Source organism: Roseiconus nitratireducens, from assembly GCF_008629675.1.
In the GTDB taxonomy this organism is placed as follows: domain Bacteria; phylum Planctomycetota; class Planctomycetia; order Pirellulales; family Pirellulaceae; genus Stieleria; species Stieleria nitratireducens.
Genome location: NZ_VWOX01000018.1, coordinates 116,164 through 128,918 on the forward strand (window position 1 = coordinate 116,164; position 12,755 = coordinate 128,918).

The following is a 12,755-nucleotide window of genomic DNA, read 5'->3' on the forward strand; positions in this document are numbered from 1 at the left end:
AGCGGCAAGGCGCTAGCCGCCGGTTGTGGCGAGAAAAACCGCGGATAGCAGCACGCAGCCGACGAAAAGTGGCGCTGTCGCGAACGTTCAACTTTTATTCGGGACAACCGCCGGGCCGCATCCATCCCGATGCGGGCCGACTCCGAACGCGTCCCGGTATCCCAACTCCAACGGACGGGCCAATCGAACGACATGGGCGCCAGGCTAACCGTCGCGACTTTGATGGCTGCCGTCTTGGTGATGCTTCTGTGCGCGCTGCGCTCTCAAAATGAACCTCGCGGCCGCGGCGTGATGATTTCAGATGCCGTCGAAGCGGCGTCTTCGCCGACGCTGGTCGGCAAGCAGGTTTGTGCGGAATGCCATCGGGGCAACTTCGACTTGCACTGCCAGTCCGGCCACGCCCAAACGTTTGCGCGTACCCGGGATTGGCAACCGTCCAACGAATTCGCGGGAAAAACGGTCGACGCGGGAGCCCCCTTCGGACTTTATGCTTACCGGTTGGAATCGGACGGACTGGTGGCCGCGAAGGTGAAAGACCAGCGGGCGCTTGTCTCCGGCAACATCGAAGGCGTCCAAAAGCTGCCCTATGCCCTGGGTTCCGGTCGCAATGCGATCACGTTGCTGGCACTGGTCAAGGATCCTGGTATGGAAGGGGATCCCGATGGAGAAACCGTCGCCTTGGAACATCACGTGTCCTGGTTCGGTTCTCACGAAAGCTTTGGGCTGACCCCCGGCCACATCTCCCCCCGACGCGACAAGGCGGGGTACCAGAACGCGGGGCACGAGAACGCGGCGTACGGGAACACGGCGCAAGACGCCAACGATCCGACGTCGGAGCAGCAGTTGTTCGGGGAACTCGTGCGGGGCAACAAGATGCAGGAGTGTATTCACTGCCACACGACCGCCGGCCAGATCGTGGGGCAACGGATCGAAGGTCTGGTGGCCGGCGTGAATTGTGAACGTTGTCACGGGCCGGGCAGCGAACACGTCCGACTGGCTCGGCTGTCCCAAACGCCTCCTCCCTATTCGGTCGGTCGATCCGACTGGGACCAGGAATCGGAACTGCAACTTTGCGGCAGTTGCCACCGCTTGCCCCGTCACGTCAACGAACGCGACCTGCGGGACTACTCCAGCGAGATGTTACGGTTGCAACCGATCGGGATGCTCCGCAGCGAATGTTACTTGAAGTCCGATGGACGAATGACGTGCACGACGTGCCACAATCCCCACATGGATTCTAGCCAGAAGTCGAGCGAGGACTACGCGCAGGATTGTCGCCGGTGCCACTTGCCCGACACGTCAGGACATGTCGCCTGTCCGGTGTCGCCCGAACAAGGATGTATCGACTGCCATCTGCCGCCGATCACCGTGGAGCAGGGACTGGTTTTTCACGACCATTGGATTCGGATCCGAGATGAACCCTGAATCGATACGAAGAATCGCACGAAGCAGGCAGCGGACCTTCCGCCGCTTCGGTCGCTTTCCAGCACTGTTGGCGGCAGTGTTGGTCGGCTGCGATTCAAACGAATCCGCGGCTCCGATCGATCCGTTGGCGACGATGGTGAAGACGGAAGCCATGGAGAAGCCGACGGTTCGGACCGTTGATGTAAAAGCCGGAAGGCGGAACCGGTCCGTCGATGGCGGGGCAGACGGCGCAGTTTTGTTGCCCGCTAAAACAGAGTTGTTCAATCCTGAAGGGACGCCGGAGGACAGGGCCGTGTTGAAGCCGATCGAAGATGCGCAGCACTTGAAGGCGCAGATAGCCCGGGCGTTATCGGCCGGCGAAGTGGAGACGGCCTACCAGATCGCCCGTCGCGCGACCCGCTTGGCTCCGGACGATCCCGGGCTGAAGTTCTTGATGGCCCGTGTGCTCGGACAGCGTCAACGCTATCCCGAAGCGGTGCGTTTGCTCGATCGGGTGGTGCTCCTGGATCCCAGCGCCCGGTTGCCGGCGTTGGGCCAGTCCGCGCAATGGTTGGTCCGGCAGGGCGAATGGAGCGAGGCGGAAAGTCGTTATCGGACCGTCTTGGAAGAAGTTCCCCAGGCGGCGATGGTGCATCAGGAACTCGCATCGCTGCTGTTGCGGCAAGGACGATCGTACGAAGCCGCCGTCCACCTACGGACCATGTGTCGCGAAGGGAACATCGAAGAATCCATGCTCATGCCGCTTTTGCGGCTGGCCCTGCCGATCGCTGGCAGTGTCGATACCGAACGGGCCGATCCGATCGGCCGGTTGGGTGTGGCTCGCGCGCAGGCATCCCGGCAGAACTGGCAGGCCGCTCTGGCGACGCTTGATGGACCTCCGATCAATCGCATCGCGGCGCCGCGACAGGTGGAGGCGTTGCGAGGACGTCTTCTGGCGTTCACCGGCGACATGCAGCGGCTGGCTGGCTGGATCGACAACGATGCCGACGATGCCGCCACCAACGCCGACACCTGGTTTGCCTGGGCAACCTACCTGGCTTGGCGAGGCAATCACGACTCCGCGACGCGATGTTTCTGCGAAGTGGTGTTGCGTGATCCGACCGACGCGGCGGCTTACGAGGGGCTGAGCCAAAGTTTGGAAGCGTTGGATCAACGCGAGGTCGCCCGCCGCGCCGCGGAGCGTTCGCGCCGGATTCGCCGGACTCAGGAAATCGGGAGCCTGTTCGCCGAGGGGCCACAACGAGACCGGGAACAGCTGGACGAGCTGATCGGACTGTTGGGCGAACTGCGCCGTCCCGATGAATCATTGCTGTGGCAGGCGATTCGCTCCGCCCACGCCGCGGCAGGCAAGCCCGCGTCCTGGTTGAAGGAGCGTCTGAGCGAAATCAATCGACAGCGTTTGGCACATCGCGACCGCGGTGACTTCGATGCCGATTCGTCGTTCGTGCTGTGCGGGCTGGACGTCGAGACTCTCCGCAGCCAGCCAAACGCGTTGCCGTCGGAAACTCGACGCGGATCCCAGGCGGCGAAGTAGGCAGTCGATTGCCGATGGCGATGCGCTCGCGGCGGCGACTCAAGCGGGATGGGAAACACCCCAGTCCGCCAGACGTCGCAGCAATTGCAGCAGGGAGGAGATGCTGGCGATCTCCGCCGTTTCGGTTGCGGTGTGGTAGGACGACGTCGGCAGTTGCAGCGTCGTCCCACGCACCGATCCGTCGGTGGCACTGATCACGCGTCCGAGCTCGGTTCGGCCGATCGACAGCGGCTTCTCACGTTCCCGGTTCAAAAGCTCGACGTAGCGATCCTTGAACCGATAGCGGATCCCCAACTCGTTGCAAAGCGAAACCAGACGGTCGGTGGTTGGGCCGTCAAACGTGGCCATCGAATCTCGGTTGCGCAGCACGACTTGTTGTTTGGAGACTTCATCCAGCGTCGGAAAGGGGCTGGTGTCCAGGACAATCAACCGATCGGTGCTGATGTTTTGCAACAAGAACCATTCCACGACGAATCGCCAACTGCGGCCGGCCTCCTCGCCGGCGGTGAACAACGCGGTCCCTTGGAATCCCGTTCGGATCATTTCGATCAACACGGCAACCGAGACGACGTTGTCCAGTTGAGCCGATAGCAGACCGCCGTCGACCCGCAGACGATCCAAGAAGGAAACGGGGGTTCCGGGCTGCAAGAACTCGAGCCCATCCAGTTCAAAAATCAGGTTGCGGCGGCGCGGGCACACGTACGACCGCGTGATCATGCCCTGGCCCAGGTACGATCCGGCGAACGGGGTGTGGGCCTGGACGCGTTGACCTTCGAATCGTCCCGCCACAATTTCCATGAACTGTTCGGAAACGGAATCGCCGGTCAGTTCGCCACGGTTGCCCGCGATGAAAGCTGCGTACTGAAATTCGTTGGGGCCGGTGCAGAGCAAACCGTGTCGATCGACGTGGGCAGACAGGTACAGACTGTCGGGCTGGCTTCCCTGTGCCACCAACAGGCCGTGGTACCGTTGTACCTTCACGTCGCATTCTTCCAGTTCGCGACGGATCACGCGAAAGAAAGCGTCTTCCACGCCGACCACCGACGGTTCTCGTACCAAGGCCCGCAACAGGTGCAGACATTCGTCGATTTCTTCTTCCGGGTTGGGACTCATCACGGGGCTCAACCGACAGGGGAGACGGCCGGCAGAAAACACGCCTGCGTTGTTCGGCCAACGCGTAGCGTATCGTGTGGGCGAACGCGCACGAAGACCGGGAAATCCCGCGCCGGCAATTTCGGTCCAAGGCGTCGGCCCTCTGGCCACGGGCGCGGGCAGTGGCAGGGCTGCATCGTCCTCGCTCTGGCGAGTGTGGCTACCTTAGAAGCCTGCTCGCGTCCTGTCCCAAACGCGCGTCGGCGAGGAACGGGCGACAGCCACGTCGCGCGTCCAACCGGCATGATCGTCAAGAACCCAATTTGCCGATACGCGACCGGAAAGTTTGTCCCGATTTCGCGGGCTTGTCGGTGGTGATTCTGTAGCCGGAACCGATGCATATTCAGAAAACACGTTCTGACAACCGACACGGTGCAGCCGGGCATCCAACGCCGCCCCGGCGACGCGCGGCCATTGAGTCGCGCCCTGGCTTCGCTCCGCTCAGTTGCCCAGTTTCCAACCATCGGCTCGGAGATGACCCAGGTATGAGGCGAGATTTCGTCTTGATTCGCAAGCTGCTGTTGTTTGTCGAAGAACGTGGCAGCCGCTTGTACAGAGGATCGATCCCGATCGAGGGATACGAACGAGACGCGGTCGTGACGCACTTGTACTTACTGGCCGATGGCGGTTTCATCGAACTCGGCCAGGAAACACTCAGCGACCGCGGACCTTTGGTCCTGACCTGGAAGGGGTGTGATTACCTGGACAAGATCCGCGGGCAGGGTTCGACGTCGGCCTGATGGGGCGTCGTCACGTGGTCGGCCCCAGTCACGGTTCGACGTCCGGCATCATGACGGATGCCATTTCGGCGGTTTGGGGTGTCTAAATAAGGTCCAGATGTCGGCCCCAGGGCGGCTCTAATGTCTGTCCAGCGGCTGGTCGTCCGGTGCCGCTTCTCGATGGACCGTTGGCGGCACGGTTTGCCGGTATTCTGAGCGGCCGTCCGCAAACTCGACCGGATCGGCATTCCCGTCCTTTCGCGTCATCGCTGAGAACGAAATTGCTGCAACCCCCCGGTGGGGCGTTATCATACGGGCGCTGCCAATTCCCGCCTGAACTTTTGTTCGCCCTCGAGGTCCCCTTGCAATGTCTGATCCGTATGGACGTGCGTATGACACGCCGGTCTCAAACGGCAAAGCGCGAAGACTTTTTCTGTTTGGATTGCTCGGTGTGGTGCTGATCGCACTCGGCTACGACTACCTGGTGGCACGGCCCAGCGTTGACGCCGCTTATAATCTGATCGCCGAGGCGGACGCCACGTCGGCTGAAACGCTGACCAACGAAGATGTGAGTGATCTTTTGGGAAAAGAGCCGGTTCACACCTTCACCGACGGGAATCAGACCGTCGAAGTGTACTACTTCACCAGCGGCGTGCTGGTGAAGCCGCACAAGCTTTACACCGCCTATCAGAAAGACGGTGACCAACTGCTTTTTTATCGGCACGCCAAGTATGTGTATGACAAAGCCAAGGAAACGCCGCGTGAGGGAGTCGAGATCGTGCGCGAAGACGCGTCCGCGTCCGCGTCGGAATCGGTGCTCGGCGACGGCGTGGCGATGAAACCTGCCGATGACTCAGCAGCGGAGTCCAATGCATCGGGGGAAGAAGCGACCGACCGGACATCGACATCGGAAGTGGAATCGGTTCCGGAGTTGCAGATCGAATCAGAATCGCCGGATTGAATGGTTGATGGATCATCGTTCCACGGCGACTGCGACGGTCCCGCTTCTTGCGCAGCGTGTTGATCTTCGACGGTCGGCTTTCACTCCGTGAAAGCTGCCTTGATTCCCGCTGCGTTCGCGGAGCGAATGGCGACATTGCAATACTCCGGCCAACTGATCAACCAACGGTCAGACGTCATCGACGTCCGACGCGGTGCCCGAAGTTTTGGTCATCATCTTTTGCACCGCTTCGATGCCTCGCATGCCGGGCTCAATGCCCAACTTGCCCGCGGCGGAACTGACGCCCACGATGCGGGCTTCGTACAGGTCTTCGGGTTCACGCAGCGGATGGTCCGGGGTGCCTTTGGCGATGGCAAACGCCATGTCAAATTCATCGGCGACGGCCAGGTCATAGATGCCGCATCCGACCACCCCGTTGGAGGTGTGAATCGCACAGTACTGTCCGCCCCGCCATGCGTAGCTGGAGCCTACGACCGGACCGAAGGGAGTTTCTAACGTTTGTTGCCGGGCTGCGGGCAGCCCGAACGTGTCGGCAGAAGTCATGAAAAAGATTCTTGATCGGAAAGAGAATGCGGCCGTCGCCGGTCGCGGGAATCAATCGGCTGTGTCAAACACCTTGCGACCGTCCATCCAAGTCGATCGGACCTGGGTCTGCGCGATGGCGTCGTCGTCGCAGCGGAGCAAGTCGCGGTCGATGACCACAAAGTCGGCTCGTTTGCCGACTTCCAGCGATCCGAGTTCTTCTTCGGCTCGCATCAGCCAGGCGTTATTGATCGTGTAAAAGCGGATCATTTGTTGACGGTCCAATGCTTGCTCGCGATGGATCGCCGAATCGTGCCAACGCGCCTTTCGCGTGACCGCCACCCACATCCCAAGAAAGGGATTGTACGGATTGACGCTACGCATGGATCCAATCTTTTGCATGTGGTCGCTACCGCCACCGGCGATGACGCCGGCCTGGAAAAGCGACTGCAGTGGGATGAAGTATTCTAGCCGCCGCTGACCGAACTGCGCGACCAGCGTGCGAGCATCTAGGTACAGCCATGCCGGTTGCAGGTCGACACCGATGCCCAACGCTGCAGCACCATCGATCGCTTCGCGGCTCATGAAACTGCTGTGGGTGATCGTCGAATGGGTGGGGGCAATGGGCATGTCTTCGTTGACGCGCCGGTAGACGCGGACCAAGGCTTCGACGGCGGCGTCCCCCTGGCAGTGCGCCGTAAATGCCAGTCCGCGTTGAACGGTCGGTCGAACCAGGTTTTCCAGTCGTTGTTCGTCAATGAACTGCATGCCGCGATACCGGGGATCCACGATGCCGTAGATCCGACTGGTGCCCCAGGGCTCCGAGAAATAAGCGCTGCCCGTCAGCATGCCCCCGTCTTCGAACACTTTGACGCCGATCACACCCAGCCGCGGTTGAGGATTCTGGAACAGCGGGTCGGCCGAGATCGCGTCCAACTGCTCCCGGATTTGTTGCTCGCTGCCGGAAGCGTTTAAGGACCGCGAGAGTCGGACGCGGATTGGAAGTTGATCGGCCTGCAACAGCCTGCCGTACTGCGCTCGCGCGGCATCGTCGCAGTTGCGGTCGATCACACCGGTGATGCCCCAGCGGCGATAGTCCTGCAACAAGTCCAGCAGCCGTTGGTCCAGCTCCGCTTGGCCGGGGCCATTTGTATCGGGGGCGGGTCGGGTCTTGAAAACTTCCGAGGACTGACGGATGACCCCGGTCGGCTCTCCGGTTTTCGGATCGGTCATCACGTGCCGTGGGTGCTCCGCCGCGAATTCGCGGTCGATGCCGTTTTCAGCCAATGCCAGCGAATTGGCACTGCCGTCGGGGCCGGTCCGAAACCACACGGGATGGTCAGGCGCAGCGGCATCCAATTCCGCTCGCGTGGGGAAGCGTTGTTCGCGAAGCCGAGTCAGGAAGACTTGCGAAAGCGTGATCCACTGGCCCTTGGGGACCACGCGCGTCCGTGCCCGAACGTAATCCAGCACGTCGTCAATCGAATCCATGGTCGGGATCTCATGATCGGCCTCATAGCGGCTGGCGCCGGACGGATGGACGTGGGAATCGATCAGCCCCGGAAGGACCATCTGACCCTGCAGGTCCACGACCTCGGTCTGGCCATCGACCAGTCGGTCGATCTCCTCGGATGATCCCACCGCCGCAATGCGTCCCTGCTCCACCGCCATCGCCTCAACGATCCGAAAATCGGAATCGGCGGTCACGATGCTTGCGTTGCGGAGCACCAGATCCGCCGCGTCGCCTGAAACAGCGGTCACCGTCAGGAGGGCGAACATCGCGGCGGAAAATCGTTGGTTCATGGGAGACTCCGGCGAGACATGCGACACTTTCTATCAAAACACCGTGATTTGCAGTGCAATCAGCGGGCAGGCGTTGGCCGCCGGTTGAGGCGAGCATACCCGCGGCGAGCGCCACGCGGCTCACGCAAAGTGGCGCTGTCTAGCGAAGCTCTGGTCCAATTAAGCTTTGCCCATCAGTTCCATCAGGGCGACCACGGTCGAGTGCACGCCGCGCGTGACGGCCGGCTTTGGCTCAATCTTGAACAACGGTGAATGGTGACTGGGAACGGCCGGGCCGCCCTCCTGTTCCGCTGCGAAGGCTTCTTCGGGCGTTCCGCCGACGGACCAATAAACGGCCGGGATGTCGGGGTTGACCGTGAACACCGGAAAGTCTTCGGCACCCATTCCCTTGGACGGTTCATCAATCACGGCCTCTTTACCAATCGCATCGACCCAGGCGTCGCGGAGTCGCCGTGCCAGGTCGGCGGTGTTCAACGTCGGCGGCACACTCTCCTCCGACACAGTGACCTCGGGAAGCTTGTCTTCGGGCAAGCCCGCGGCCCGCCCCAGATTGACGGCGATCCGCTCGATTCCGTCCAACAGTGTTTTTCGCGTTTCCGGACTGGTGCTCCGCACCGTCAGCTGCAGGTGCGCGCGGTCGGAAATGATGTTGTGCTTGGTTCCGGCGTGGAAGGATCCGACCGTCACGACGCCGGGATCACGCGGCGGCAGTTCGCGCGAAACCAGCGTTTGCAACGCCAACACGATTTGGCTGGCCAGCACGATCGGATCTTTCCCGCGGTGGGGGCTGGCACCGTGTGCCCCGATGCCGTGCACGACAATGTCGACGGTATCGGATCCCGCGTAGGGGCTGCCCTCGGTGACATTGATCTTTCCCGACGGATCTCGGGCGGCGACGTGGAAGGCCAAGGCGAAGTCGGGTGTTCCGAAACGTTCCCACAATCGGTCTCGGCGCATGGCGCGGGCACCCATGATGCGCTCCTCCGCCGGTTGCACGATCAACATCAGCGTCCCGCTCCACCGATCCCGGTGCGTCGACATGTAGCGTGCCGTTCCCACCAGGCTGGTGATGTGAACGTCATGACCACAGGCGTGCATGACCGGCACGGTATTGCCGGTGATCGGGTCGACTTGAGTCGCTTTGGAAGCGTTGTCGAGTCCCGATTTCTCCTCGACCGGCAATCCATCCATGTCGGCACGCATCATCACGGTCGGACCGTCGCCGTTGGGCAACAATGCGACAATCCCCGTTCCGCCGACGCCCTCGGTCACGTCGAATCCGACCGATCGAAGTTCTCGAGCCATCCGCGCGGCCGTTTGAAATTCGACCAAGGACAGTTCCGGGTTGCGGTGGAAGTGGTCAAACAGGTCTGCCAGGTACGTTTCGTACTCCTGCTCGATGAATTGTTTGAGAGCTTCTTCGGATGGCTCCCGAGCCGACAGGGGCAACTGAAGAGCGGCCAAAACCGACAACGCCGCAAGCAATCGCTTCATCATTGCATCCGTGGGGTAAACAGGACGGGGGGCTGTGACGCGGAGCGGTGGATCAGTCATCGATCCAGCCTCGATCCGACAAAGCCTAGGAATGTCGGCACGCCAATTCAACTCAGCGGCCAGGTGGGGGGATCGGACATGCCGTACAATACCACGTGCAATCGACTGGAGTTCTTTCGAGACAGGGCTGGTGCCCGGTTCGCGGGGCCGCCGAAGCTTGGAAATTGCGGCACCGCCACGGTTTGGCGCCGGACCGCTTGGTGACGGACTGCGGTATCGGTTCACCGTTGACCGGGATTTCGCGTCAGCGCGACAGTGTTTGAACACTTACAACTCAGGCGGCGCGGCATGCCCAGGATCGATGCGAAGCATCGCGGGGAAGGGCAAGCCAAGGTTTTTATGCAGCGAGCTTTGAATCCTCTACTGATCCTGATCGCCGTCGCCGGACTGGTGGCGACCGTGGTGGACCATCGCCGGCAGGCTCCGATTGCCGCGGAGTACCGGCAACTGTCCGCGGCGATGGGAACTCTGGACATCACGGATCCAGATCGGTTCATCATCCGGCGGTTGAAAACCGAAGACCCCTTCGATTTCGCATGGCGTTTTTATCGCCCGGCCGATACCAATCTGATGACGCGTGTCCAATTCTTTTCCGGAGCCAGCAGTTCAACGGCAGGCGGATCGCAGGGGGAAGTCCTGTTGCGCGTCCGACTTCGTTTCGAGGATCTCGGCATGCGCGTGTTTTTCAAGCACGGTAGCGGATCATCCACATCGGGCGTCGGGAACGCGGAGCTTGGCAAGTTTGTTCGGTCTCACTGGGAAGATCTGGATATCCAGGTCACCGAAGTGGGCGAGCAAATCGAGCTGCCGTTGGACGAAACCGTCACGCTGTTGCGGATCTCCGTTCCCGATCGCTTGTTGGAGGACCTTGATGATTCGGTGCGAGACCGCTTGAAACGGTACACCAGCCGCGAGATCAAAGTGGTCTTGGGAACCCCCGACGCGCTTGCCAAGGCGGGCGGATCATGAGTCATGGCGAAGAAACCGATTCTGAAAGCTTTCCGTCCCCGCCCGATGTCCAGCGACGGCGTGTCCGGCCAAGCTTTCATTTGCTGACGATTCTGCTGTTGGTCGCTGCGATCGCGTGTTGGTTGTCGTTCTATCAACTCTGGTCGGAGACCCAGCGAATGGAGAGCGAGCTGCCTTCGTTGCGGGAGTTGGCCCGAGAGTTGGTGGTCAGCGATCCCTCGATGTACGCCGTTGTCAGACATCACCAGCTTTGGAACGATGACTTTCGCTGGCGGATCTATCTTCCACCGGACGGGAACTACGAGATCCATTTGGCGACGCGCGAAATCGCCGGAGATCTGCCGCAACCCAAGGTGAGCAAACCGATCGCCCCGGGCGAACACGAACTGGAATTGCGAACGGCACCGGATGGGGACGAGGTGCGTGTGGAAGTGTTGCTGGACGGGAAAGTGCATCTGGAAACTCGTGAACCAGACGAGTGGGACGATGCCAGCGGCAGCGTCGGCGGGAGCAAGTTTTCCGCCAATCGTCAGCAGCAGCCCGATCAGCCCCTGATCCTGTTTCATCGGCGTTTTTCATTTCCCAACTCCGGGAACACCGTCCGAGCCCCCGACGGCCCAGGACGGGGACTGGTCTTGTGGATCACTCCGGACGGCACACCGTCGGGTGAGTCGGCACCCCGCGATTGAGATTCACGGGCGAAGGGTTGGACCGGATCGGATAGACTTGTTCCGGCTTCAGACGGTTCAGCCGCCCCGTTTTCCACTTAGTGAAACCAGAGATGTCGATTCGAATTTGGTCCACGTGCATTGTCAGTATCGTGTTTCTTTCCTGTCTTCCCGGTCTGGCTGCGGCGGAACCCTGGGGCCATTGGCGAGGGCCGACGGGTAACAGCGTGGCCCCGGATGCCAACCCGCCGGTGCACTGGGGGCCGACCGAGAACGTGAAGTGGAAAGTCCCAATTCCGGGATTGGGCTCGGGCTCCCCGGTCGTTTGGGATGACCGCGTGTTTGTTGTCACCGCCGTTCCAGAGCAACCCAGCGCGCGGGCAAATGCGCAAACCAGCTTGCAGTTCCAGGTGCATTGCTATCGGCTGGAGGATGGACAACCACTGTGGAAACAAGTTGCGACGACCGCAACGCCTCACCAGGAAACACACGCCACCAACGGATTCGCTTCCGCGTCCCCGTGCACCGACGGCGAATACGTGCTGGCGCATTTCGGATCGCGCGGTCTGTACTGCTACACCGTCGACGGAAAGCCAGTGTGGAAGCGGGAGGATTTCGGAAAGATGATCACCCGAAACGGATTTGGCGAAGGAAGCTCGCCAACGATTGAGGGCGAACTTGTCTTGGTACCGTGGGATCACGAAGGACAATCGGCGCTCTACGCGTTGGACCGATCGACCGGCGAAACCGTCTGGAAAGTCCAGCGCGATGAACCGACGTGCTGGGCCACGCCCTTGGTGATCGAGCACGACGGACGCAAGCAGGTGATCATGAATGGTCAAAATGCCGCCAGAAGTTATGACCTGCAGACGGGCCAAGAATTGTGGCGTTGCGGGGGCCAGACGGAGCGCCCTGTCGCATCGGCCGTTGCTGCCGACGGGCTGGTGTTTGTCGGCAGCGGGTACCGTGGCGCTTTTTTGGGTGCGTTCCGTCCCGGCGCTAGCGGGGATTTGGCGGGAACCGATGCCGTGGTCTGGACGATCGGAGCAGACACGCCGGACATTGCCTCACCGCTGTTGTCATCGGGGCGGATTTACTTTCACAAAGGCAAGTCCGGCTTGTTGAGTTGCGTGGACGCCGCCACCGGCAAACCGCACTATTTGACGGAACGCTTGCCCGGGATCCGCAACACCTACGCCTCCCCGGTGGCTGCCGGCGGTCACGTGTATCTGACCGGCAGGAGCGGGACGACGGTCGTCATCAAGGACGCTGACACGCTCGAAATCGTTGCCGAAAACTCGGTCGGTGAAACCGTCGATGCCACTCCCGCACCGGTCGGAAATGTCCTGGTGATTCGCGGCCAGGAACATCTGTTCTGCATCGCCCGCCCCGGCGATTGAGCAACCCGCGCCGGTTTCGGTCGTGCCGTTTTAATTCACCCTCCCTCC

At 61.3% G+C, this 12,755-nt stretch carries 11 protein-coding genes; 7 read left to right on the plus strand and 4 right to left on the minus strand.

Annotated elements, in window-relative coordinates:
• Positions 1–192 precede the first annotated feature (192 nt).
• Both FYK55_RS23965 and FYK55_RS23970 read left to right on the plus strand, forming a co-directional pair.
• Positions 193–1,425, plus strand: coding sequence for a multiheme c-type cytochrome (locus tag FYK55_RS23965; RefSeq protein WP_161604715.1), 1,233 nt, complete (start codon positions 193–195; stop codon positions 1,423–1,425).
• Positions 1,415–2,959, plus strand: coding sequence for a tetratricopeptide repeat protein (locus tag FYK55_RS23970; RefSeq protein WP_161604716.1), 1,545 nt, complete (start codon positions 1,415–1,417; stop codon positions 2,957–2,959). Before FYK55_RS23965 ends, FYK55_RS23970 begins: the two co-directional genes overlap by 11 nt.
• Positions 2,960–2,998: 39 nt before the next feature.
• On the opposite strand, the gene FYK55_RS23975 is transcribed toward FYK55_RS23970, so the two are convergent.
• A complete protein-coding gene (locus FYK55_RS23975) occupies positions 2,999–4,072 on the minus strand; it encodes a peptidase M42 (protein ID WP_150079156.1) in 1,074 nt (357 codons plus the stop codon).
• A gap of 524 nt (positions 4,073–4,596) precedes the next feature.
• Here FYK55_RS23975 and FYK55_RS29260 point away from each other — a divergent pair.
• The gene (locus FYK55_RS29260; protein WP_161604717.1) at positions 4,597–4,851 is read left to right on the plus strand and encodes a DUF2513 domain-containing protein; all 255 of its coding nucleotides are present in this window, start codon (positions 4,597–4,599) and stop codon (positions 4,849–4,851) included.
• A 346-nt stretch (positions 4,852–5,197) separates the two neighbouring features.
• Positions 5,198–5,791, plus strand: a complete 594-nt coding sequence (locus FYK55_RS23985; RefSeq protein ID WP_150079158.1) for a hypothetical protein — start codon at positions 5,198–5,200, stop codon at positions 5,789–5,791.
• A gap of 168 nt (positions 5,792–5,959) precedes the next feature.
• Here FYK55_RS23985 and FYK55_RS23990 read toward each other — a convergent pair whose 3' ends face one another.
• The 3 genes from FYK55_RS23990 to FYK55_RS24000 all read right to left on the minus strand — a co-directional run bounded on the left by FYK55_RS23990 (position 5,960) and on the right by FYK55_RS24000 (position 9,613).
• A complete protein-coding gene (locus FYK55_RS23990) occupies positions 5,960–6,334 on the minus strand; it encodes a DUF1805 domain-containing protein (protein ID WP_150079159.1) in 375 nt (124 codons plus the stop codon).
• A gap of 51 nt (positions 6,335–6,385) precedes the next feature.
• The gene (locus FYK55_RS23995) at positions 6,386–8,116 is read right to left on the minus strand and encodes an amidohydrolase (RefSeq protein ID WP_150079160.1); all 1,731 of its coding nucleotides are present in this window, start codon (positions 8,114–8,116) and stop codon (positions 6,386–6,388) included.
• A gap of 159 nt (positions 8,117–8,275) precedes the next feature.
• Positions 8,276–9,613, minus strand: coding sequence for an amidohydrolase (locus tag FYK55_RS24000; RefSeq protein ID WP_150079174.1), 1,338 nt, complete (start codon positions 9,611–9,613; stop codon positions 8,276–8,278).
• Positions 9,614–9,958: 345 nt separating this feature from the next.
• Between FYK55_RS24000 and FYK55_RS24005 the strand changes: the two genes are divergently transcribed.
• The 3 genes from FYK55_RS24005 to FYK55_RS24015 all read left to right on the plus strand — a co-directional run bounded on the left by FYK55_RS24005 (position 9,959) and on the right by FYK55_RS24015 (position 12,707).
• The gene (locus FYK55_RS24005; protein ID WP_161604718.1) at positions 9,959–10,639 is read left to right on the plus strand and encodes a hypothetical protein; all 681 of its coding nucleotides are present in this window, start codon (positions 9,959–9,961) and stop codon (positions 10,637–10,639) included.
• Positions 10,636–11,328: a hypothetical protein gene (locus FYK55_RS24010; RefSeq protein ID WP_150079162.1), complete on the plus strand. Its 693-nt coding sequence runs from the start codon at positions 10,636–10,638 to the stop codon at positions 11,326–11,328. The genes FYK55_RS24005 and FYK55_RS24010 overlap by 4 nt, the downstream gene beginning before the upstream one ends.
• Positions 11,329–11,420: 92 nt before the next feature.
• Positions 11,421–12,707: an outer membrane protein assembly factor BamB family protein gene (locus FYK55_RS24015; protein WP_150079163.1), complete on the plus strand. Its 1,287-nt coding sequence runs from the start codon at positions 11,421–11,423 to the stop codon at positions 12,705–12,707.
• The last annotated feature ends 48 nt before the right edge of the window (positions 12,708–12,755 follow it).

Excerpts from the sequence above, each read along its gene's own strand:
- FYK55_RS24015 (WP_150079163.1), top strand. The coding sequence starts at position 11,421 with ATGTCGATTCGAATTTGGTCCACGTGCATTGTCAGTATCGTGTTTCTT.
- FYK55_RS23970 (WP_161604716.1), top strand. The coding sequence starts at position 1,415 with ATGAACCCTGAATCGATACGAAGAATCGCACGAAGCAGGCAGCGGACC.
- FYK55_RS24005 (WP_161604718.1), top strand. The coding sequence starts at position 9,959 with ATGCCCAGGATCGATGCGAAGCATCGCGGGGAAGGGCAAGCCAAGGTT.
- FYK55_RS23990 (WP_150079159.1), bottom strand. The coding sequence starts at position 6,334 with ATGACTTCTGCCGACACGTTCGGGCTGCCCGCAGCCCGGCAACAAACG.
- FYK55_RS24000 (WP_150079174.1), bottom strand. The coding sequence starts at position 9,613 with ATGATGAAGCGATTGCTTGCGGCGTTGTCGGTTTTGGCCGCTCTTCAG.
- FYK55_RS23995 (WP_150079160.1), bottom strand. The coding sequence starts at position 8,116 with ATGAACCAACGATTTTCCGCCGCGATGTTCGCCCTCCTGACGGTGACC.
- FYK55_RS23965 (WP_161604715.1), top strand. The coding sequence starts at position 193 with ATGGGCGCCAGGCTAACCGTCGCGACTTTGATGGCTGCCGTCTTGGTG.
- FYK55_RS23975 (WP_150079156.1), bottom strand. The coding sequence starts at position 4,072 with ATGAGTCCCAACCCGGAAGAAGAAATCGACGAATGTCTGCACCTGTTG.
- FYK55_RS24010 (WP_150079162.1), top strand. The coding sequence starts at position 10,636 with ATGAGTCATGGCGAAGAAACCGATTCTGAAAGCTTTCCGTCCCCGCCC.
- FYK55_RS23985 (WP_150079158.1), top strand. The coding sequence starts at position 5,198 with ATGTCTGATCCGTATGGACGTGCGTATGACACGCCGGTCTCAAACGGC.
- FYK55_RS29260 (WP_161604717.1), top strand. The coding sequence starts at position 4,597 with ATGAGGCGAGATTTCGTCTTGATTCGCAAGCTGCTGTTGTTTGTCGAA.